The 20,888-nt window shown below is 65.1% G+C and carries 17 protein-coding genes; 8 read left to right on the forward strand and 9 right to left on the reverse strand.

Annotated features, from left to right (window positions below; translation table 11 throughout):
* The first annotated feature begins 195 nt into the window (after positions 1 to 195).
* The 3 genes from uvrA (at position 196) to CEY05_RS12265 (ending at position 8,063) form a co-directional block, all read left to right on the forward strand.
* The gene (gene uvrA / locus CEY05_RS12255; RefSeq protein WP_088598629.1) at positions 196 to 5,928 is read left to right on the forward strand and encodes an excinuclease ABC subunit UvrA; all 5,733 of its coding nucleotides are present in this window, start codon (positions 196 to 198) and stop codon (positions 5,926 to 5,928) included.
* Positions 5,929 to 6,010: 82 nt separating this feature from the next.
* Positions 6,011 to 7,291 carry an aminodeoxychorismate synthase component I gene (gene pabB / locus CEY05_RS12260; protein ID WP_233161499.1) on the forward strand — a complete coding sequence of 427 codons (1,281 nt, stop codon included), beginning with the start codon at positions 6,011 to 6,013 and terminating at the stop codon, positions 7,289 to 7,291.
* Between the two features lie 70 nt (positions 7,292 to 7,361).
* A complete protein-coding gene (locus CEY05_RS12265) occupies positions 7,362 to 8,063 on the forward strand; it encodes an aminotransferase class IV family protein (RefSeq protein ID WP_088598630.1) in 702 nt (233 codons plus the stop codon).
* Here CEY05_RS12265 and CEY05_RS12270 read toward each other — a convergent pair.
* From CEY05_RS12270 to CEY05_RS12290, 5 genes are all read right to left on the reverse strand, one after another.
* Entirely contained in the window at positions 8,060 to 8,716 is a 657-nt protein-coding gene (locus CEY05_RS12270) for a thiopurine S-methyltransferase (RefSeq protein ID WP_088598631.1), read from the reverse strand. The two genes, CEY05_RS12265 and CEY05_RS12270, sit on opposite strands and share 4 nt — an antisense overlap.
* A 56-nt stretch (positions 8,717 to 8,772) precedes the next feature.
* The gene (locus tag CEY05_RS12275; RefSeq protein WP_088598632.1) at positions 8,773 to 10,077 is read right to left on the reverse strand and encodes a UDP-N-acetylglucosamine 1-carboxyvinyltransferase; all 1,305 of its coding nucleotides are present in this window, start codon (positions 10,075 to 10,077) and stop codon (positions 8,773 to 8,775) included.
* Positions 10,078 to 10,213: 136 nt separating this feature from the next.
* Entirely contained in the window at positions 10,214 to 11,059 is an 846-nt protein-coding gene (locus tag CEY05_RS12280; RefSeq protein WP_088598633.1) for a ThiF family adenylyltransferase, read from the reverse strand.
* Positions 11,060 to 11,089: 30 nt separating this feature from the next.
* A complete protein-coding gene (locus CEY05_RS12285; protein ID WP_088598634.1) occupies positions 11,090 to 11,758 on the reverse strand; it encodes a response regulator in 669 nt (222 codons plus the stop codon).
* Entirely contained in the window at positions 11,755 to 13,350 is a 1,596-nt protein-coding gene (locus CEY05_RS12290; RefSeq protein WP_088598635.1) for an ATP-binding protein, read from the reverse strand. Before CEY05_RS12290 ends, CEY05_RS12285 begins: the two co-directional genes overlap by 4 nt.
* A 312-nt stretch (positions 13,351 to 13,662) precedes the next feature.
* Between CEY05_RS12290 and CEY05_RS12295 the strand changes: the two genes are divergently transcribed.
* The 5 genes from CEY05_RS12295 (at position 13,663) to purU (ending at position 17,780) form a co-directional block, all read left to right on the forward strand.
* Positions 13,663 to 14,859 (forward strand): MFS transporter, encoded by a 1,197-nt coding sequence (locus CEY05_RS12295; protein ID WP_369825937.1) that lies wholly within the window; start codon positions 13,663 to 13,665, stop codon positions 14,857 to 14,859.
* Positions 14,860 to 14,987: 128 nt separating this feature from the next.
* The gene (locus CEY05_RS12300) at positions 14,988 to 15,632 is read left to right on the forward strand and encodes a gamma-glutamylcyclotransferase (RefSeq protein ID WP_088598637.1); all 645 of its coding nucleotides are present in this window, start codon (positions 14,988 to 14,990) and stop codon (positions 15,630 to 15,632) included.
* A gap of 96 nt (positions 15,633 to 15,728) precedes the next feature.
* Entirely contained in the window at positions 15,729 to 16,358 is a 630-nt protein-coding gene (gene pdxH, locus CEY05_RS12305; protein ID WP_088599184.1) for a pyridoxamine 5'-phosphate oxidase, read from the forward strand.
* 37 nt (positions 16,359 to 16,395) lie between these two features.
* A complete protein-coding gene (locus CEY05_RS12310; RefSeq protein WP_088598638.1) occupies positions 16,396 to 16,908 on the forward strand; it encodes a flavin reductase family protein in 513 nt (170 codons plus the stop codon).
* 17 nt (positions 16,909 to 16,925) lie between these two features.
* Positions 16,926 to 17,780 (forward strand): formyltetrahydrofolate deformylase, encoded by an 855-nt coding sequence (gene purU / locus CEY05_RS12315; protein ID WP_088598639.1) that lies wholly within the window; start codon positions 16,926 to 16,928, stop codon positions 17,778 to 17,780.
* Between the two features lie 224 nt (positions 17,781 to 18,004).
* On the opposite strand, the gene CEY05_RS12320 is transcribed toward purU, so the two are convergent.
* The 4 genes from CEY05_RS12320 to CEY05_RS12335 all read right to left on the reverse strand — a co-directional run bounded on the left by CEY05_RS12320 (position 18,005) and on the right by CEY05_RS12335 (position 20,823).
* Positions 18,005 to 18,331 carry a DUF4148 domain-containing protein gene (locus tag CEY05_RS12320; RefSeq protein WP_088598640.1) on the reverse strand — a complete coding sequence of 109 codons (327 nt, stop codon included), beginning with the start codon at positions 18,329 to 18,331 and terminating at the stop codon, positions 18,005 to 18,007.
* A 270-nt stretch (positions 18,332 to 18,601) separates the two neighbouring features.
* A complete protein-coding gene (locus tag CEY05_RS12325) occupies positions 18,602 to 19,339 on the reverse strand; it encodes an amino acid ABC transporter ATP-binding protein (protein WP_088598641.1) in 738 nt (245 codons plus the stop codon).
* A gap of 26 nt (positions 19,340 to 19,365) precedes the next feature.
* Positions 19,366 to 20,058: an amino acid ABC transporter permease gene (locus CEY05_RS12330; RefSeq protein WP_088598642.1), complete on the reverse strand. Its 693-nt coding sequence runs from the start codon at positions 20,056 to 20,058 to the stop codon at positions 19,366 to 19,368.
* Between the two features lie 9 nt (positions 20,059 to 20,067).
* Entirely contained in the window at positions 20,068 to 20,823 is a 756-nt protein-coding gene (locus CEY05_RS12335; protein ID WP_088598643.1) for an amino acid ABC transporter permease, read from the reverse strand.
* Between the last annotated feature and the right edge of the window lie 65 nt (positions 20,824 to 20,888).

The raw sequence follows: 20,888 nt of genomic DNA on the forward strand, positions 1-20,888 counted from the left end.
GGCACGGCCGCAATGTCCGGCTTATCCGAAATGTTCAACTTGTCGTGGCTGTCCACAATATGGTCATCGTTTCCACAATATAGTCGCGATTATTCCACAGCCATGCCCACCGCCCCAAGGCACGATTTCCCCAATACCCACGCCGGCGACCCCGCCGCCGCCTCCCCCTATTGACGCACAGGCTACGATTACAGGATGACTTCCGAAATTCGCATCGTTGGCGCACGCCAGAACAATCTCAAGAACCTGGACGTAACTTTCGCCACTGGCGAATTCGTCGTCGTTACCGGCGTCTCGGGCTCGGGCAAAAGCTCCCTGGCTTTCGACACGCTGTATGCCGAAGGGCAGCGGCGCTACGTCGAAACCTTCTCTCCCTATGCGCGTCAGTTCCTCGACCGCATGGACAAACCGCAGGTCGACCGGATCGAAGGCATACTTCCCGCCATCGCCATCGACCAGACCAATCCCGTGCGCAGTTCGCGCAGCACCGTCGGCACGATGACGGAGCTGAACGACCACCTGAAGCTGCTGTTCGCGCGTGGCGCGCACCTGTTCTGCCGCGGCTGTGGCCGGCCGGTGCGGCGCGACACGCCCGATTCGATTCGCCAGTCGCTGGCCGAGCGCAGCGTCGAAGCGAGCGACCCGCGCCTGGTCGTGACCTTCCCCATCAAGGTGCCGGCGAACTTCACTGAAGACGAAGTGCGCGGCTTCCTGGAACAGCAGGGCTATACCCGCGTCCATGGGCAGGAAGGCGAGGCCGCCGCGACCGTCAACGATCCCGGCGCGGAAGCCCGGAAAGACTCCGCGAAAAAAGGCGCCGCGAAAAAGAGCAAGGACGCGCCGGTGGAACAGCGCGTGCTGCACGTGGTGCAGGACCGTTTCCGCTTTTCCAGCGCCGAGACCGATCGCGTCATGGAAGCCCTGGACACCGCGCTGCGCATGGGCGCCGGCCACCTTGCCGTGCATGTGCTGGATGACGACGGCCGCGACGCCCAGGTCTGGAAGTACAGCGACCGCCTGCACTGCGCCGACTGCGACATCGAATACGCCGACCCGCTGCCCAGTTCCTTCTCCTTCAACTCGCCGCTGGGCGCCTGCGAATCGTGCCGTGGCTTCGGCCGCGTCATCGGCATCGACTTCGGCCTGGTCATCCCGGACGAGAACAAGACGCTGCTGGAAGGCGCCATCAAGCCCTGGCAGACGGCCAGCTACAAGGAATGCCAGGACGATCTGCAGAAGTACGCGCCGCGCGCGGGCGTGCCCCTGTCCGTGCCCTGGAAGACCATGACGCCGCAGCAGCAGGAATGGGTGCTGCATGGCGACCCCGACTTCAAGGGGGGCAGCCAGGCCTGGAAAAACCAGTGGTATGGCGTGCAGCGCTTCTTCGCCTGGCTCGAAACCAAGGCCTACAAGATGCACGTGCGGGTGCTGCTGTCGAAGTACCGCAGCTATACGCCTTGCCCCACCTGCCGCGGCTCGCGCCTGAAGCCCGATGCGCTGCTGTGGCGCGTCGGCACCAAGGACGAGGCCGACGCCGTCATGCCGGCGGAAGACGGCCACTATCGCCGTTTCAAACCGGTCCAGGCGAACTGGTCGGATGAGTTGCTGTACCTGCTGGACGGCCTGTCCATCCATGACGTGATGCTGCTGCCCATCGAACGCGTGCGTGCGTACTTCGACAGCCTGCGTTACCACGGCGTACTCGATGCCGCTACCGATCTGCTGTTGACGGAGGTGCGCGCACGCCTGAAATTCCTCTGCGACGTCGGCCTCGGCTACCTGACGCTGGACCGCCAGAGCCGCACGCTGTCCGGTGGCGAAGTGCAGCGTATCAACCTGACGACCGCGCTGGGCACCTCCCTGGTCAACACGCTGTTCGTCCTGGATGAACCCTCCATCGGCCTGCACCCACGCGATATGCATCGCGTGGTGGAGGTCATGCATCGCCTGCGCGATGCGGGCAATACGCTGGTCGTGGTCGAACACGACCCGCAGGTCATGATCGCCGCCGACCGCGTCCTGGACATCGGTCCCGGCCCCGGCGAACGGGGCGGCAACATCGTCTTCGACGGCACGCCCGCGCAGCTGCGCGCCGCGCCCACGCTGACGGGCGATTACCTGGGTGGCCGCCTGCGCGTGGAAGCGCCGCGGCCCATGCCGGTGGCGGCCAATACTCCCCGCCTGCTGCTGGAAGGCGTCAATGCGCACAACCTGAAGAACGTTTCGGTGGAAATTCCGCTGGGCCGCCTGGTGTGCGTCACCGGCGTGTCCGGCTCCGGCAAATCGACGCTGGTGTCCGACGTGCTGTATCCGGCCCTGCTCAAGCTCAAGGGCAAGCCTTCCGAAGCGCCGGGCGCTTTCGGGCGCCTGCTGGGCGCCGAGCAGATCGCCGACGTGGTGCTGGTGGACCAGACCCAGATCGGCAAGACCGCGCGCTCCAATCCGGCTAGTTATGTCGGCGCCTTCGATGCGATCCGCAAGCTGTTCTCGCAGGCGCCGCTGTCGAAAGAGCGCGCGTACACGGCGGGCACCTTCAGCTTCAATAGCGGCGAGGGCCGCTGCCCGGTCTGCGGCGGCACCGGCTTCGAACACGTGGAAATGCAGTTCCTGTCCGACGTGTACCTGCGTTGCCCTGACTGCGACGGCAAGCGTTTCCGTCCGGAGGTGCTGCAGGTCCGCGTCGAGCATCTGGGCAAGAGCGCGTCCATCGACGAAGTGCTGGAAATGACGGTGAGCGAGGCGCTGGAGTTCTTCAAGGGCCTGCGCGACGTCCAGACCGGCCTGGCCCCCTTGGCCGACGTGGGCCTGGAATACGTGCGCCTGGGGCAACCCGTGCCAACCTTGTCGGGCGGCGAGGCGCAGCGCCTGAAGCTGGCCGGCCACCTGGCCGAGGCAGCCCGCAGCGGCATCGCCACGGCCAAGGTCGCCAAGAAGGGCAGCCTGTTCCTGTTCGACGAACCGACCACCGGCCTGCACTTCGACGATGTCGCGCGGCTGATGCGCGCGTTCCGCAAGCTGCTGGCGGCGGGGCATACGCTGCTGGTCATCGAGCACAACCTGGACGTGATCCGCGCGGCCGACTGGCTGCTGGACCTCGGGCCCGACGGCGGCGACGCCGGCGGCCTGCTGGTGGGCTACGGCACGCCGCAAGACCTGATGGACAATCCAGCTTCGCATACGGGCGCCGCGCTGCGTGAATACGAACACGCCATCCTGCCCGCGCAAACGGTGCAGGTCAGCCATGCCGCGCAGGATGACGACGACGGCGAAGCCAAGGTCAACGGCACGCCGCTGCCGGCCACGCTGCGGCGCCAGGCGCCCATGTCCATCGAGATCCGCAACGCGCGCGAACACAACCTGAAGAACATCAGCGTGGAAATTCCGCGCGACAAGTTCACCGTGATCACCGGCGTGTCCGGCTCCGGCAAGTCCACCCTGGCGTTCGACATCCTGTTCAACGAAGGCCAGCGGCGCTATCTGGAATCGCTCAACGCCTACGCGCGCGCCATCGTGCAGCCGGCCGGCAAGCCCGACGTCGATGCCATCTTCGGCATTCCGCCGACGGTGGCCATCGCCCAGCGCACCAGCCGCGGCGGCCTCAAGTCCACCGTCGCCACGATGACGGAGATCCATCACTTCCTGCGCCTGCTGTACGTGAAGCTGGGCGTGCAGTATTCGCCGGACTACAACGTCCCCGTCGAACCGCAAACGCCTGACCAGATCGTCGCCCGCATCCTGCGCGAGCGCGCCGGCCAGCGCATCGGCGTACTGGCGCCCCTGGTCACCGCGCGCAAGGGCTTCTATACCGACCTGGCCAAATGGGCCGGCGGCAAAGGCCACACGCATCTGCGGGTGGACGGCGTCTTCACGCCGGTCAGCCCGTGGCCGCGCCTGGACCGCTACAAGGAACACACCATCGAACTGCCGGTGGCCGATGTGCTGGTCGATCCCGCCAACGAAGCGCCCCTGCGCGAAGCCGTGCGCAGTGCGCTGGACTACGGCCAGGGGGCGCTCAGCGTGCTGTGGCCGCTGGATACCCTGCGCAGCGATCCGGATGCCGTGCTGGAGCAGGCGCACTTCTCCACCAAGCGTACTTGCCCGATCAGCGGCGTCAGCTTCCCCGAGCTGGACCCGCGCATGTTCTCCTACAACTCCAAGCACGGCTGGTGCCCGACCTGCTTCGGCGCGGGCGTGGTGATGCCCGATCTGGACGAAGAGCAGACCGGTGAGGAAGCGGGCCTGATCGAACGCTATGCCGGCGAAGCCATGGTGTGCCCGACCTGCCACGGCCAGCGCCTGAACCGCGTGGCCCTGCACGTGCGCTGGCGCGACCGTTCCATCGCGGAACTGGCCGCGCTGTCGGTGAACGACGCGCATACCTTCTTCACGGGGCTGGTGGTGAAGGGCCGCGAAGCGGAAATCGCGCGCGACATTCTCGCGGAGATCCGCAGCCGCCTGAATTTCATGAAGGAAGTGGGCCTGGATTACCTGCAGCTGGATCGCGCGGCGCCGACCCTGTCGGGCGGCGAAGCACAGCGCATCCGCCTGGCCGCGCAACTGGGCTCCAATATGCAGGGCGTGTGCTACATCCTGGACGAGCCCACCATCGGTTTGCATCCGCGCGACAACCGCATCCTGCTGGACGCGCTGGGCCGCCTGGAAGGCAATGGCAACACGCTGGTGGTGGTCGAGCATGACGACGACACCATCCGGCGCGCCGCCCACATCATCGACATCGGTCCGGGTGCCGGCGTGCGGGGCGGCCAGGTGGTGGCCCAGGGTACGGCGGAAGACCTGATGAAGGACGAGCGCTCGGTGACCGGGCGCTATCTGAAGAATCCGTTGCGGCATCCGCTGCAAGGCCGCCGCGCCATCGAGAAGGACACCGCCTTCGTGGAGGTGCGCAACGCCCATCTGCATAATCTGCACAACGTCAATGCGCGCTTCCCCATCGGCCGCCTGAGCGTGGTCACGGGGGTGTCGGGATCGGGTAAATCCACCCTGGCGCGCGAGGTGCTGCTGGACAACCTGCTGCAGGCGGTGTCGCAAGGCGCGGCACCCAAGTGGCACGGCTGCACCGACATCAAGGGCTGGGAGGCACTGGACCGGGTGCTGGAAGTGGACCAGACGCCCATCGGCAAGACGCCGCGTTCCTGCCCCGGTACCTATATCGGTTTCTGGGACGACGTGCGCAAGCAGTTCGCCGACACCAAGGAAGCGCGTATGCGCGGCTGGTCGACGGCGCGTTTCTCGTTCAATACCGGTGATGGCCGCTGCCCGATCTGCGAAGGCCAGGGTATGCGCACCATCGAGATGAACTTTCTGCCGGACGTGAAGGTACCTTGCGATGCGTGCAATGGCGCGCGCTTCAACGTCGACACGCTGTCGGTGCAGATGCGCGGCAAGCATGCCGGCGAAGTGCTGTCCATGGAAGTGGACGATGCGCTGGAGTACTTCGCGGCCCATCCCAAGGTGCGTCGTCCCTTGCAGCTGATGCAGGACGTGGGCCTGGGCTACCTGACGCTGGGCCAGCCGTCGCCCACGCTGTCCGGTGGCGAAGCGCAGCGCATCAAGCTGGTGTCGGAGCTGTCCAAGGCCAGGCTGACCGATGGCGTCATCACCACCGGGCGCGCGTCGCGCATTCCGCACACCTTGTACGTGCTGGATGAGCCGACGGTGGGCTTGTCCATGGCCGATGTCGAGAAGCTGATCCACGTGCTGCATCGCCTGGTCGAGGCGGGCAACACCGTGGTGGTGATCGAACACAACCTGGACGTTATCGCCGAAGCCGACTGGCTGCTCGATATGGGGCCGGAAGGCGGCAGCGGTGGTGGTCAGCTGGTGGCCCAGGGGACGCCGGAAGACGTCATGGCCCTGCGCGAAAAGTCACACACCGGCCAGGTGCTGGCGGAGTTCCTGCGACAATAGATGATCGTCTCTCTGATCCGCGCCCTCGGCCGGCTGTTCATGTTTCCTTTCCGTCCGGCCGACAAGGGACTCCGACTTCGCAATGTATTGCCGTTTTGAAGACCGCCTGCGTGGGCATGCACTGGAGCTGGTGGGTTTCTGCCGGCGTATCGAAGCTCGTGCGCCACAGGAACTGCCGGCAGCGCTGGCCGCCATCGAGGCGGCCCGGCGCGCAGGCCATTGGGTGGCGCTGATGCTGGACTTCGAGTTGGGCGAATGGTTGCTGCCCGAAGTCATCGGCGCGCCTGGCCGCAGTGCCATCGGCCGGGCCGCCCAGCGCTGCGGCGGCACCAGTGCGGGCTTGCAGGCTGCGGGTGCCGGGCTCGGCGCGACGGCTACCGCCGGCGGATCCACGGGTGCAGCCGGATCTAGGGTCGCCGGCGGATTGGGCAGCCTGCCCGGGGCCGACGACAAGCCGGCGCCATCGCGCAAACGCCCGCGCTTGCGGGCGCTGGTGTTCGAGGGCGTGGTGCGGGGCCAGCCCTGGCCTGTGCCGGACGATGCCGGCAGCCGCATCCTGGACGTGCAGCCGCGCACACCGCACGACGACTACCTGGCCCAGGTCGAAGCCATCCGTGAAGGCATCGGCCGTGGCGACTACTACCAGGTCAACTACACCCAGCCGATGGACCTGCGCGTGCAGGGCGATCCGCGCGAGCTGTATGCGCGCATCGCCGCCGCCAATCCGGTGGCGCACGCCGCCTATATCGAGGATGGCACCCAGAGCATCCTGTCGTTCTCGCCCGAGCTGTTCGTGGCCCGCGAGGGCGCGACGCTGACGGCGCGGCCGATGAAAGGCACGGCGCCGCGCGATGCGGATCCGGTGCGCGACGAAGCCCTGGGTCGTGAACTGCATGCCAGCGCCAAGAATCGTGCGGAGAACCTGATGATCGTCGACCTGCTGCGCAACGACCTCGGCCGCCTGGCCGAGCCGGGCTCGGTAAAGGTTGACGCGCTGTTCACGCTGGAGCGCTATCCTTCGGTCTGGACCATGACGTCGACCATCAGCGCGCAGGCGCCGCATGCCACGTTGGGCGAAGTGCTGGCCGCCTTGTTCCCCTGCGGATCGGTGACCGGCGCGCCCAAGATCGCCGCCATGCGCCAGATCCGCCGCGCCGAGACGACGCCGCGCGGGCTATATTGCGGCAGCATAGGCTGGCTGGCGCCGGATGGCGATTTCTCCTTGAACGTGGCGATACGTACGCTGGTGCTGGATACCGAAGGCCATGGCGTTTATGGTGCGGGCGGCGGCATCGTTTTCGATTCGGATGCGGAATCGGAATGGCAGGAATGCCTGTGGAAGACGCGCATCCTGGCGAGTTGAAGGACTTCGCTGCAAGGCAACGATCACGGCCAGCGGGACCGGCGAACAGAGTTAAAAGGATTTATTGGCGATGACCGCAGTTAAGCCCTCTTCCATCCAGCCCGCTTCCATCCAGCCCGCTTCCGCTCAGCCATCCCTGATCGAGACCATGCGCGTCGAAGTCGACGGCCGGATCCTGCTGCTGGACCGCCATATGGGCCGCCTGCGGCTTTCCTGTGCGGCGCTGGAGCGCCCCTTCCATGGCGATGCCATCCGCGAACAGGTGCTGACCGCCGCCGGCCTGGCACGCACGCCGGGCCCGCAGCGGGTGCGCCTGCTGGTCGATGCACAAGGCCAGGCGACCGTGCAGGCCACGCCGCTGCCGGACCTGCCGCCTTTGCCGGGCGTGCGCCTATGGCCTGCCCGTCTCGATTCCCGTGAACCGTTGCTGCGCTACAAGACGACGCGCCGGCACTGGTACGACGCGCCCACGGCGTGGCTGGCCGAGCACCCGGCATTCTTCGATGCACTGCTGAGCAATGAGAAAGGCGAGTTGTGCGAAGGCAGCCGCAGCAATGTCTATCTGCAGCTGGGCGGTAAATGGTTCACGCCGCCCATCGATTGCGGCTGCCTGCCTGGCGTGCAACGCGCCGAACTGCTCGAACGCGGCCTGGTGGAAGAACGCCTGCTCTACGAAGACGACTTACCCCGCGCACGCGGCATCCGCTTGTCCAATGCCCTGCGCGGGTGGTTCGACGTGGACTGGGTGCGCACGCCGCAGGCCGAGGACTAACCCCGCTGCAGCGCGTAGACCAGCGTATCCAGCCAGGTCAGGCCGCGCGCGGCGAACTTGGGTTCCTTGTCCAGCATGGCGCGCCGGTCGAGGCGACGCAACGCGGTATGGCCTGCGTACAAGGCCTGTACCTGGTCCTCGCCCACGGCAAACGGCGGGCCGGGCATCTTGTCCTGCTCATAGTCCAGCGTGATCAGCAGCCCGCGCGTACCGGGCGCCAGGCCGGCGTAGACGTGCCGCACGTAGCGTTCGCGCATGCCCGGCGGCAAGGCGATCAAGGCCGCGCGATCGTACACGCCCGCGCATCCCGCCAGCGTCGCGGCATCCAGCGTGAAGATGTCGCCGCACAGGATCTCGATATTGCCGGCACGATAGACGTCACCCGCCTCGGTACTGTGCACGCTGGGCGCCAGGCCATTGCCGGTGAAGAATTGCTCGACCGCCAGCGGCGACAACTCCACGCCCAGCACCGGATGGCCCTGCTGCGCCAGCCAGACCATGTCCAGCGTCTTGCCGCACAAGGGCACCAGCACCCGCCCGCCCGGCGCCACTTCCAGACCCGGCCAATACTTGGGCAACAGCGGCGTGACCCGCTCCTGATGAAACCCGGTGACGCCTTCGCGCCACCGATCCAGCCAAAATTGCGCTTCCATGGAGATCCTTGTCTGGATGCTGCAGTTGGCGTCGCTCGTAAGCCGCGCGCGCCGCCCTACTCTTCCGCCGTCCACTCCACCTGCACGCCCAGGCTGCGCAGGTTCTCGACGAAGCGCGGATGCGCGCGCCGGATGGGCGTGGCGTTGCGGATTTCCGAACGGCCTTCGATGCTGGCCGCCACCATGAACAGCGCGATGGCGACACGAATGATGTACGGGCTTTCCACCACCGCCGGCCCCATGGGCGCACCACCGCCGAAGGTGATCAGGCGATGCGGATCGGACAGGAACACATGCGCGCCGAACTTGGACAATTCCGTGGTCCAGCCCAGCGCGCCGTCATAGACCTTGTTCCAGAACATGGCATTGCCCTGCGCGCGCACGCCCAGCGCGATGAAGATAGGCAGCAGGTCCACCGGCACGTAAGGCCAGGGCGCGGCTTCCACCTTCGTCAGCACGTTGCTGGTGAAAGGCACCTGCACCTTCAAGGGGCCCGGCACCGAGGCGTGCGACCAACCGTCCTCGTGCGTGATCTTGACCCCGAACTTGGCGAAGGTGCGGTCGATCAGCGGGAAGTTGCCCGGCACGCTGTTGCGCACCACCACGTCGCCACCGGTGATCGCGCCCAGCGCGAGGAAGGTGGTGATCTCGTGGAAGTCTTCCTCGAAATGGAATTCGCCGCCACGCAGGACCGTGCCGCCGCGCACCGACAGGCGCGAAGTACCCAGCCCTTCGATCCGCGCGCCCATCATCGCCATGAAGCGGCAAAACTCCTGCACGTGCGGTTCCGACGCGGCATTGTTCAAGGTGGACAGGCCGTCCGCCGCCACCGCGCACAGCACGAAGTTTTCGGTGGTGGTGACCGACGCGTAATCCAGCCAGTGGTCGGTAGCCTGCAGGCTGCCCGCGCGCCGCACCAGCAGCGAACCATCCTGCCGCTCGATGGTGCCGCCGAAACGCTGGAACACGTCCACGTGGGGATCGATTTCACGCACGCCCAGGGTGCAGCCCTTGACGTTGTCCTCCAGCCGCGCGACGCCGAAGCGCGCCAGCAGCGGCGGCACCAGCATGATGGACGAGCGCATTTCCTCGGGCAGATGATGGTGGGCCGGATCGAACACGGTGTCGCGATGGCACAGGTCCAGCGTGCGCGTTTCGGGATCGAGGGACACCTGGCTGCCCAGGGTGCGGAAGATCTCCAGGATCTTGCGTACGTCGGTTATGTCGGGCACGCCATGCAGGCGCAGGGGCTCCGAGGTCAGCAGCGTGGCGCAGAGGATGGGCAGTACCGCGTTCTTGTTGGCCGAGGGCGTGATGCGACCGCGCAAGGGCGTGCCGCCGTGGACGATGAGATTGGACATGTACGTGTCTAAATGAAACTGTGCGGGTGAAAGGCCCACGCACGCCGGTGTTCAGGCGCGGGGCACAAGCGAGTGGCAGCAGTTTACTCGCCCAGGCTTACAGCGAACGCGGTAGTGAGGCTTTTGACACGCGGCGTCACAGGGTCACGATGCGCCGCAGCGCGCGGTCGGCCGCCGCCATGCCCATGGCCGCCGTCACCGTCACCACCGACCCATAGCCCGCACAGGACAAGCCCTGCGGCGCCGCGCCCGGCTCCACCTGCGCGCCCATGTCGTCTTCGGCTTCCCCGGCTTGCAGCCACGCGGCCGGCAATATCGGCGGCTGGTCGAACCACAGGGCCTCGACCTGCATCTTCGGCACGCGCTTGCGCACCTTGCCGGCCTGGTCCGCGGCCTTGGGATAGCCGTGTTCGCGCCGCAGCTTGTTGCGCAGCTTGGCCAGCAGGGCATCGTTGAGCGACGTGGACAGGTCGCCAGCGCGCAGCGCCAGCGGGTCGGTCTTGCCGCCGGCCCCGCCGCACACCAGCAACGGGCAGCCCAGCTTGCGGGCCTGCAACACCATGGCGATCTTGGCCGCGACCTGGTCGGTACAGTCGATGATCATGGCATAGGGCCCGGCCAGCACCTCACCTACATTGTCAGGCGTGACGAAATCGTCCACGCAATGCACGACGCATTCCGGATTGATGCCAGCGATGCGGTCGGCCATGGCCTGGATCTTGGCCGCGCCGAGCGTGCCGGTCAGCGCGTGGATCTGGCGGTTGACGTTGGACTCGGCGATATGGTCCAGGTCGATCAGCGTCAGCGCGCCGACACCGCAACGCGCCAGTGCCTCGGCGGTCCAGGAGCCCACGCCCCCCAGCCCGGCCACCGCCACGTGGGCGGCGCGCAGCCGTTGCGGCGCCTGGGGGCCATAAAGGCGGGCCAGGCCGCCGAAACGCCGTTCGGCGTCGATATCGCAGGAAGTCAGGGCGGTCGTCATGATGGCGTGATTTTCTCACGCCGCGCCGATTCAGTTCAGTTCGAGCTTGTAGCCGACGCCATAGATGGAGCGGATCAGGTCATGCCCCGGCATCACGGCGTCGAACTTGCGCCGCAGGTTCTTGATGTGGCTGTCCACCGTGCGGTCGGTCACCACGCGATGATCGGCGTACAGGTGATTCAGCAGGTGTTCGCGCGACAGGATGTTGCCGTCGGCCGCGGACAAGGCCTGCAGCAGGCGGAATTCCACCGGCGTCAGCGACAGCAGCTGGCCGTCGAGCTTGGCCGAATGATGCTCCGGGCGGATCTCCAGCAGCGACTGCGCCGGCAGGCCATTGCTCTTGGCGGTGGCCCGGCGCAGGATGGCCTTGACGCGGGCCACCATTTCACGCGGACTGAAAGGTTTGCAGATGTAGTCGTCGGCGCCCATTTCAAGGCCGATCAAGCGGTCGATCTCTTCCACGCGTGCCGTCAGCATGATGACCGGAACGTCGCTGAAGGTGCGCAGTTCGCGGCAGACTTCCAGGCCGTCGCGGCCGGGCAGCATCAGGTCCAGCAGCACCAGTTCGGGCTTCTTGGCACGGATGGCGGCCAGGGCATCGCGGCCGTCGGAGATGTGCTCGGTTTCGAAATGAGCGGCCTGCAGATAATCGGTGACCAGGGAGGCCAGCTTGGGTTCGTCTTCTACGATCAGGATCATGGTATTCCCGCGAGTTCTATGTGATTGGCCCCTTCGGCCAGGGGAATTTCGATACGCACAGCCAGCCCGCCCAAGGGCGAAGGCATGGCCTTGATGGTGCCGCGGTGCGATTCAACGATGCGTTGGCAGATTGCCAGGCCCAGCCCGGCGCCCCCGCTTTCACGGCTGCGCGAAGCATCGACGCGATACAGCCGGTCGAACAGGCGCGGCAGGTGCTGCGCCGGCACGCCAGGCGCCGAGTCCTGGCATTCGACCACCAACTGATGCCCTTCGGTGCGCACATCGACCTGGACGCGGCCACCAGGATCGGTATAACGCAGGGCATTTTCCAACAAGTTATTCATCAACTGCATCAGGCGCTGGCGATCCCCTTCGATCGTCGCCCCGGGCTCGGCCACGGTGGCTTCGATGCTCAGGCCGCGCGCCCGCATGCGGTCATGGAAGGCGTCGGCGGCCATGGCGGCGATCTCACCCATGTCCACCGGCTCCATACGATAGGACAGCGCTCCCACGTCCGCCAGGGACAGGTCGTAGAGGTCGTCGATCAGCTTGCTCAATAGACCGACTTCCGACTGCAGGGACGACAGCGCCGCCGGCGAAAATTTGCGCACGCCGTCCTGCAAGGCTTCCAGTTCGCCGCGCAACACCGCCAGGGGCGTGCGCAACTCGTGCGAAATATCGGCCATCATTTCGCGCCGCAAGGCTTCCGTGCGTTCCAGCGCGAAGGCCAGCCGGTTGAAGTCCTGGCCCAGCCGGCCCAGTTCGTCGGCCGAGGTGACGTTCACGCGCGTCGAGTAATCGCCCGCCGACAGCTTGTGCGTGGCACGGGCCAGGCGCCGCACCGGCGCCAGGAAGACCCGCGCCAGCAGAATGCTCACCACCGCGGCCAGTAAGGCCGACAACGTGCCGATGACCCAGGTCGCTTCCGATTGCTCGCGCTGGAAGCGTTGATCCGACTCGTTGGGCATACGGTCCGGAAAGGGGGTGACCAGCCAGCCCACCGTCATGCCGTTCACGCTGATCGCATGGCGCGGCGCACTGGGAATGGGATTGCCGCCCGCCACCACGCGTAATTGCGCATCCAGCAAGGTGAAAGGCGGCGCCAGGAAATCGTGCCCGCGCGAGGGCGGGCCCATGAGGTCGTCGGGCCCACCGCCGGGTTCGTCGGGCCCGCTGTCGCCAAAGTCCCCGCCAGCCTGATCGCCCCGGCCGTCGGGACCACGCCCCCGCGGTCCCGGCCCGCGCCCCGATCCGGGCGACGGCCACAGGAAGGAGCCGAAGTCCGGCGGCAAGTCGAACGGGCTGCGGCCGCGATACGGGCGCTGCCCCATGCCTTCGTCCGGCGGCGGCAGGGTCAACAGGTGGTTCCACAGCGAATCGTTGCCGCGCAAGGCATCCCAATCGCCGTCATCGCGGTAGATGTCCGCCAGGGTTTGGCGCAAACGTTCGATGCGGCGGCCTTCGCGCTCCTTGACGTAGGAGAAGAAATGCCGCTCGAAGTTCCACCGGACAGCCGCCCCCATGGCCAGGGTGACGATCAGGCAGGTGACCAGGATGGCCAGGAACAGTTTGAAGGTAATGCCTAGTTTCATGGCGAGTGGAGGTGCCGCGGACGGCGGCTGGATCGGCCAATGCCGCTGGCATGTTAACCAGCGCAGGCAAGCGATGGCGTTAATTTGCGTTGGGTTTCATAAAATCTGCGCATTAGCTTTCAATTCGCTCACATGCGCCATAAAGACGTAGCGAAGCGATACGAGGATTTGCTGTCAGCTCGGTGAAGATTCGACGAACTTGAGCGACAAAGCATGAAAAGGCCTTGACAAGTCCGATTATTGTGTCTGTTTTTGCTGCGCTGCAACTCGACATAACAGGGAGTACGGCACAGAATAGCGACAAATAACGCCGTGTCAGCCACTCCATTGCCCCCCTCTGATGAAACCGCAACGCCCGCCATTTCCGGTGCGGCGTTACTGTGCATCATCAATATGCTCAATCACGTGGCCCTCACCGGGGGTCGCGTTACGGTTTCGCTAAGTGCCTTGCACTTGGGCATGTCGACCGTCAAGGTTGGCGCACTTATCGCCGTTTTCGCCATACTTCCCATGCTTTTCTCCGTAAAAGTCGGAAGATGGGTAGATCATGTCGGTATCGCCAAGCCCATGGCCTGCGGCACTGCGCTGCTGATCTGCGGCACGGTGGCGCCGGCCCTGGTGCCTACCCAGATTACCCTGCTGCTGGCTTCCAGCTGTATCGGCATCGGCTTCATGCTGCACCAGGTTGCCACGCAGAACATCCTGGGCATGGCGCCTCACCGCACCCGTCTGCGCAATTTTTCCTGGATGTCGCTGGCTTTAGGGGCCTCCGGCTTCAGCGGACCGCTGTTCGGTGGCATCGCCATCGACCACATGGGCAACGACGCGGCCTTTGCGCTGCTGTCGCTGGGTCCCATCACCGCTGCGGCCGGCCTTTATTACATGCGCCACGAGTTGCGCAGCGTCAAACCCAGCGCCGCCGGCGACGCCGCCAAGCGCAACATCCGCGAACTGATCGCATTGCCCGCGCTTCGTCGCATTCTTTTCGTCAACACCATCCTGTCGGGCGCCTGGGACAGCCATCTGTTCATCGTGCCCATCTTCGGCGTCTCGATCGGCCTGTCCGGCACCACTATCGGCATCATATTGGCGTCGTTCGCCGCAGCAACTTTCTTCATCCGCCTGCTTCTACCCCTTATCCAGCGTCGCGTCACTTCCTGGACCCTGATCCGGATGGCGATGGGAACCGCTGCGGCGGATTTCATGATTTACCCGCTGTTCACGGACGTTGCCTTCCTGATCGGCCTGTCTTTTGCCTTAGGGCTGGCGTTGGGGGTGAGCCAACCCAGCATCCTGGCCCTGTTGCATCAGCACTCCCCGCCCGGGCGCGCGGCGGAAACCGTAGGCCTGCGCATGGCACTGATCAACGGTTCCCAGGTATCTCTCCCATTGACCTTCGGCGCGCTGGGTGCGGTAATCGGGGTTGCGCCGCTGTTCTGGGCCTATGCCGTGGCCTTGATGGCGGGCGGCTGGCTGAATCGCAATCCGCCCACCGAGGCGGAACGCTGAGCAGCAGCGTTGCATGCTGCTGCCAGGGCAGACGCCACGGGTAGTGCGACCCGTCTGGTTGCCGTCCACTGGCCGTTGCCAGTTGCCGGCCGGCCCCACATTTTCCAACCCGCGTGAAGTGAACCCGCGTGAAACTTGCAATACCGTCCTGCCCCCTGCCCTCCGATTTCCGTCTGTGGACGCCCGATGAGCGCCAAGCCTCGCTCGACGCCGCGCTACGCGACTGGCGCGAAGGCGAAGACGTATGGGTCTTCGGCTATGGCTCGCTGATCTGGCGGCCCGAGTTCGATTTCCTGGAAAGGCGCAAAGCCACCCTGCGCGGCCACCACCGCGCGCTGTGCCTGTGGTCGCGGGTCAACCGCGGGACGCCGGAGACGCCGGGACTGGTTTTCGGCCTGGATCGCGGCGGTTCCTGCCAGGGCATGGTCTACCGCCTGCATGGCCACGCGGTGCGCGAACGCTTCACCGCGTTATGGCAGCGGGAAATGTCCACCGGATCCTATCTGCCGCGCTGGCTGAACTGCGCCACGGACGACGGCCCGGTGCGCGCGCTGGTATTCATCATGAACCGCGCCAGCCCCGCCTATATCGCGGCCCTGCCGGATGCGGAGGTACTGGCCATCGTGCGCCGCGCCAGCGGCAAATACGGCCCTTGCACCGAGTACGTCACGCAGACCTCGCACGCGCTGAAGGACGCCGGCATCCACGACCTGAAGCTGCAGCGCCTGACCCGGCTGCTGGAAGCCGACGCGGATCCGCTGGCGGATGCCTGACCGTATGAGCAGGCTCAAAGCGCGCCGGGCGGCAACGGCGGTACACTGGATGCGTTTCTTTTGCATCGCGGCACACCCGGCGCCGCGTCCGCCATCATGAGCCTTGCCGATCTGCGCCAAATCTACGACAAGAACGAGCTGCTGGAGTCCCAGGCGGCCGCGTCGCCCTTCGATCAGTTCTCCAGCTGGTTTGACGAAGCCCTGGCGGCCGAAGTCCCCGAACCGAATGCCATGACCCTGGCCACCGTGGATGCCACGGGCCAGCCGTCGGCGCGCATCGTGCTGGTCAAGGGCGCGGACGAACGGGGCTTTGTGTTCTACACCAATTACGAGTCGCGCAAGGGCCATGACCTTGCCGACAACCAGCGCGCCAGCCTGCTGTTCTTCTGGCAGCCGCTGGAGCGCCAGATCCGCATCGAAGGCCACGTCGAGAAAGTAACGGCCGAAGAATCGGACGCCTATTACAACAGCCGCCCCCTGGGCTCGCGCATCGGCGCCTGGGCTTCGCACCAGAGCCAGCCGGTGACGCGCGAAGCCCTGGAAGCCACCACCCGTGACTTCGAGCAGCGCTATGGCGAAACGCCGCCGCGCCCGCCGCACTGGGGCGGTTACCGTGTGGTGCCGGCCCGCTTCGAGTTCTGGCAAGGCCGGCCTTCGCGGCTGCACGATCGCCTGGTTTATGAACTAAATGCCAAGCAATGGCTACTCAGCCGTATCTCGCCCTGATTCCGGATTCACGCGCCCGTGAGCGCCTTATCGCAGCATGCCCGCAACCCCGCCTGATTTCGACGCTCCGTTTTTCCGCACCGCCCTGGGCCGTTTCGCCACTGGCGTGACTGTAGTCACGGCCATGAGCGAAGAGGGTCAGCCCATAGGCATGACCGTCAGTTCGTTCAACTCGGTTTCGCTGAACCCGCCGTTGGTGCTGTGGAGCCTGTCGCGCGCCTCCTCGTCCCTGGCGGCGCTGCAGCAATGCCAGCGCTATGTCATCAATGTGCTTTCGGCCGACCAGTTGGCGCTGGCCAAGCGCTTTGCCAGCGGCAGCGCCCCTGATCGCTATGCGGGCGTGCACACCCGGCGCGCGCCCGGCGGCACCCTGATGCTGGGCAGCGAATGCGCGGCCTGGTTCGAGTGCCACAACCGCAGCCGCTATGAAGAAGGCGACCACGTCATCATGGTGGGCGAAGTGGAACATTGCGGCCATAGCGGCGCGCTGCCGCTGGTCTATCATGCGGGCGGATTCGACCTGACCCCGCAGCCCGAGCCGATGCGGTAACTTTTCTCCTGAGCGCCATGCAGCATAACGACTACATCCTGACCCTCTCCTGCCCCGACCGCACCGGCATCGTCTATCGCGTCAGTGGCCTGTTGTTCGAGCTGGGCTGCAACATCCTGGATTCGCAGCAATTCGGCGACGACGAGACCGGACGTTTCTTCCTGCGGGTGCATTTCGACCTGCCGCCGGCCACCAGCGCCGACGCCCTGCGTGCGCGCTTCAACGCCCTGGCGGCGGACTTCGGCATGGAAATGCAGCTGCATGACGCCCGCCGCAAGGAGCGCCTGCTGATCATGGTGAGCAAGCAGGGCCATTGCTTGAACGACCTGCTGTTCCGGGTCAAGAGCGGCCAGCTGCATGCGGAAATCGCTGCCGTCGTGTCCAATCACAACGACTATGCCGGCCTGGCGGCGTCGTATGGCGTGCCTTTTCACCACCTGCCGGTCAGTGGCGACAACAAGGCGGAACAGGAGCGGCAGGTCCTCGATATCGTGGATCGCGCCGGCGTCGACCTGGTCGTGCTGGCCCGCTACATGCAGATTCTGTCCGGCGACATGTGCCGCGCGCTGTCCGGCCGCGCCATCAATATCCACCACAGCTTCCTGCCCAGCTTCAAGGGCGCGCGGCCTTATCACCAGGCACACCAGCGCGGCGTGAAGATCATCGGCGCCACGGCCCATTACGTCACCGCCGACCTGGATGAAGGGCCGATCATCGAGCAGGACATCGAGCGCGTGGACCACACCATGACCGCGCAAGACCTGACCCAGGTAGGCAGCGACGTCGAATCCCTGGTGCTTTCCCGCGCGGTGCGCAGCCACATCGAGCATCGCATTCTGCTCAATGGCGCCCGCACGGTCGTCTTCCGCTAAGACAAAAAGAAAAGCCCCGCCTGTGAGGGGGGCTCAGGCGGGGCTCGGTACTACAACCGCGATACTGCCGCGGACTTGCCGGTACTGCTTGCTTCAACGGCTTCGTACAACGTACTAGATACTACTTACTACGTACTTCCCGGTACTCCACGCGCGCCGGGGGGGCTGGCACGCGCTTACTTCACCAGTAACGCGGCGCTGGCTGCGCGCCGCGCCATCAAAGTTCAAACACCTTCGAAGGGCGCATTGTCGTTGTCGCCGAAAGCAATGGCGCCAGGCTGTTGCGCGACATCGGCAGCGACTTGGGCGCGCGACACATTCGAGTCGGCTTGGGCAGCGAACGGGACGTTATCCACGTCACCGAAGGCGACCAGGCCTTCATTCTTGGCCTGTTGCAGTTCAGCCTGAATCTGCGCGCGGCTGGTCGAGCTATCGGCTTGGCCGTAGGTACCTTGGAAAGGCACGTTATCGATGTCACCACGGGGGGTACCGGCTTGGGCGGCACCGATCAGGGCAAACGAAACAATCAGTGAGGTAGCGATGGTCTTCATGGCAGTTCTCCAGTCCTTGACGTTGGGAGCAGACCTGGCCGGGTAATTCCGGGAGGTCTGTTGCTGTTCCCGATGACTGAATTCTGCGCTTTTGAACCCTAGGGATAAACCCTAGGGATTCGAAATCACTATTCCATATGACAAAGGAATCGATTCGATTTGCTTATATACCTGATAGCCGCTCGCTAACGAAGAGCAAACGCCCCAAAAGAAAAGCCCCCGCACTGCAGAGGCAGCGCGGGGGCCGGATTCCGGCTCAAGACGCCAGGTTCAGTGCGTGAGGATCTTGGACAGGAATTGCTGGGCGCGCGGCGAACGGGCTTCCAGGTTGCCGAAGAATTCCTCCTTCGGGCAGTCTTCCACGATGTGGCCGCCCACGTCCATGAAGACGACGCGATTCGCCACCTTGCGGGCAAAGCCCATTTCGTGGGTGACGACCATCATCGTCATGCCTTCCCTTGCCAGATCCACCATCACATCCAGCACTTCGTTGACCATCTCCGGATCCAGGGCCGAAGTCGGCTCATCGAACAGCATGGCGATGGGGTCCATCGCCAGCGCGCGCGCAATCGCCACGCGCTGCTGCTGCCCGCCGGACAACTGCCCCGGGAACTTGTCCTTATGCGCGGCCAGGCCCACGCGATCCAGCAGCTTCAGCGCACGGGCCTGGGCCTCGTCCTTGCCGCGTCCCAGCACCTTCATCTGGGCCAGCGTCAGGTTTTCCGTCACGGTCAGGTGGGGAAACAGCTCGAAGTGCTGGAACACCATCCCCACGCGGGAACGCAGCTTGGGCAGATTCGTCTTGGGATCGCCCACCGAGGTGCCGTCAACGGTGATCTCGCCTTTCTGGAACGGCTCCAGCGCATTGACCGTCTTGATCAGCGTCGACTTGCCCGACCCCGACGGCCCGCAGACCACCACCACCTCGCCCTTGGCGACCGACGTGGTGCAGTCACTGAGCACCTGGAAATCGCCGTACCACTTGCTGACATTCTTGATTTCTATCATTGCTTATACCCTTGGGGTCGCCCGCCTCAGCGGATGATGGCCATACGATGCTGCAGGCGCCGCACCAGGCGCGACGCCACGAAGCAGATTACGAAATACACCGCCGCGGCGAACAAGTACATCTCCACCAGACGGCCGTCGCGCTGCGCCACCTTGGCGGCCGCGCCCATGAAGTCGGTCAAGGACAACACGTACACCAGCGACGTATCCTGGAACAGCACGATCGTCTGCGTCAGCAGCACCGGCATCATGTTGCGGAAGGCTTGCGGCAGGATCACATTGCCCATCACCTGGAAGTAATTCAGGCCCAGCGCCTGCCCGGCGGCCACCTGCCCACGCGAGATGGACTGGATCCCTGCCCGCATGATCTCGCAATAGTAAGCCGCTTCGAACAAGGTGAAAGTGATCAAGGCCGACGTGAATCCGCCTACCGTCAGCGGACGGCTGGCCCCGGTCACCCACGCGCCGATATACGGCACCAGGAAGTAGAACCAGAAAATCACCAGCAGCAGCGGCAAGGCGCGCAGGCCGGTGACGTACGCCGTGCCGATACCGTTCAACACGCGGTTGGACGACAGCCGCATCATCGCCAGTATTGTCCCGAGTATCAGCCCGCCCACCGCCGACAGCACCGTCAACTGCAAGGTGAACACCATGCCGTCGCGGAACAGGTAGGGCGCGGTGCGGACGATGACATCCCAATCGAATCCGTTATTCATGTGCGCCCCTTAATGCCCGCCGGTGTTGACGCGGGATCCCATGAATCCCGGCACCGCCACGCGACGTTCCAGCAATCGCGCCAGTACCTGCACGATCATGTTCAAGAAGAAATACAGAATCGTCGCGCCGGCGAAGGCTTCGAAAACCTGGAAGCTGAATTCCTGCATCGAGCGCGCGCTACCGGTCAGCTCCAGCAGTCCGATGGTGAACGCGATGGACGTGTTCTTGATCAGGTTCAGGAACTCCGACGTCAGCGGCGGCAGGATGATGCGAAACGCCATGGGCAGCAGGACATAGCGATAGACCTGCGCGGGGCGCAGGCCCAGCGCCGTACCGGCCATGCGTTGGCCACGCGGCAAGGCGCCGATGCCGGCGCGCACCTGTTCGGCCACCCGCGATGACGTGAAGAAGCCCAGGCAGAACACGGCCGGCCAGAACATGGCCCATGGCGGTGCCATCTGCTTGATCTCGTCGCCCAAGGCCCGCGGCAGCAATTCCGGCAGCACGAAATACCAGAGGAACATCTGCACCAGCAGGGGGATATTGCGGAACAACTCCACATAGCAGGTACCGATGCTTTGCAACACTTTGCTCTCGGTGGTGCGCATCACACCGATGATGGCGCCCAGCGTCAAGGCGAGCAACCAAGCCAGCAGCGCGGTGGAGACAGTCCACCCCAACCCACGCCACAAAGTATCCAGGTAGGAACCCGACCCGTCGGGTGCCATCTCGAAGAAGATGGACCAGTTCCAGTTGTAATGCATGGTTTTCCAGAAAAAACGGCTATCCCCGGACGGGGTGACTCACCGAAAAGAAGGCCGTTCCTTGC

The organism is Achromobacter sp. HZ34 (assembly GCF_002209485.1).
Taxonomy (GTDB): domain Bacteria; phylum Pseudomonadota; class Gammaproteobacteria; order Burkholderiales; family Burkholderiaceae_B; genus Bordetella_C.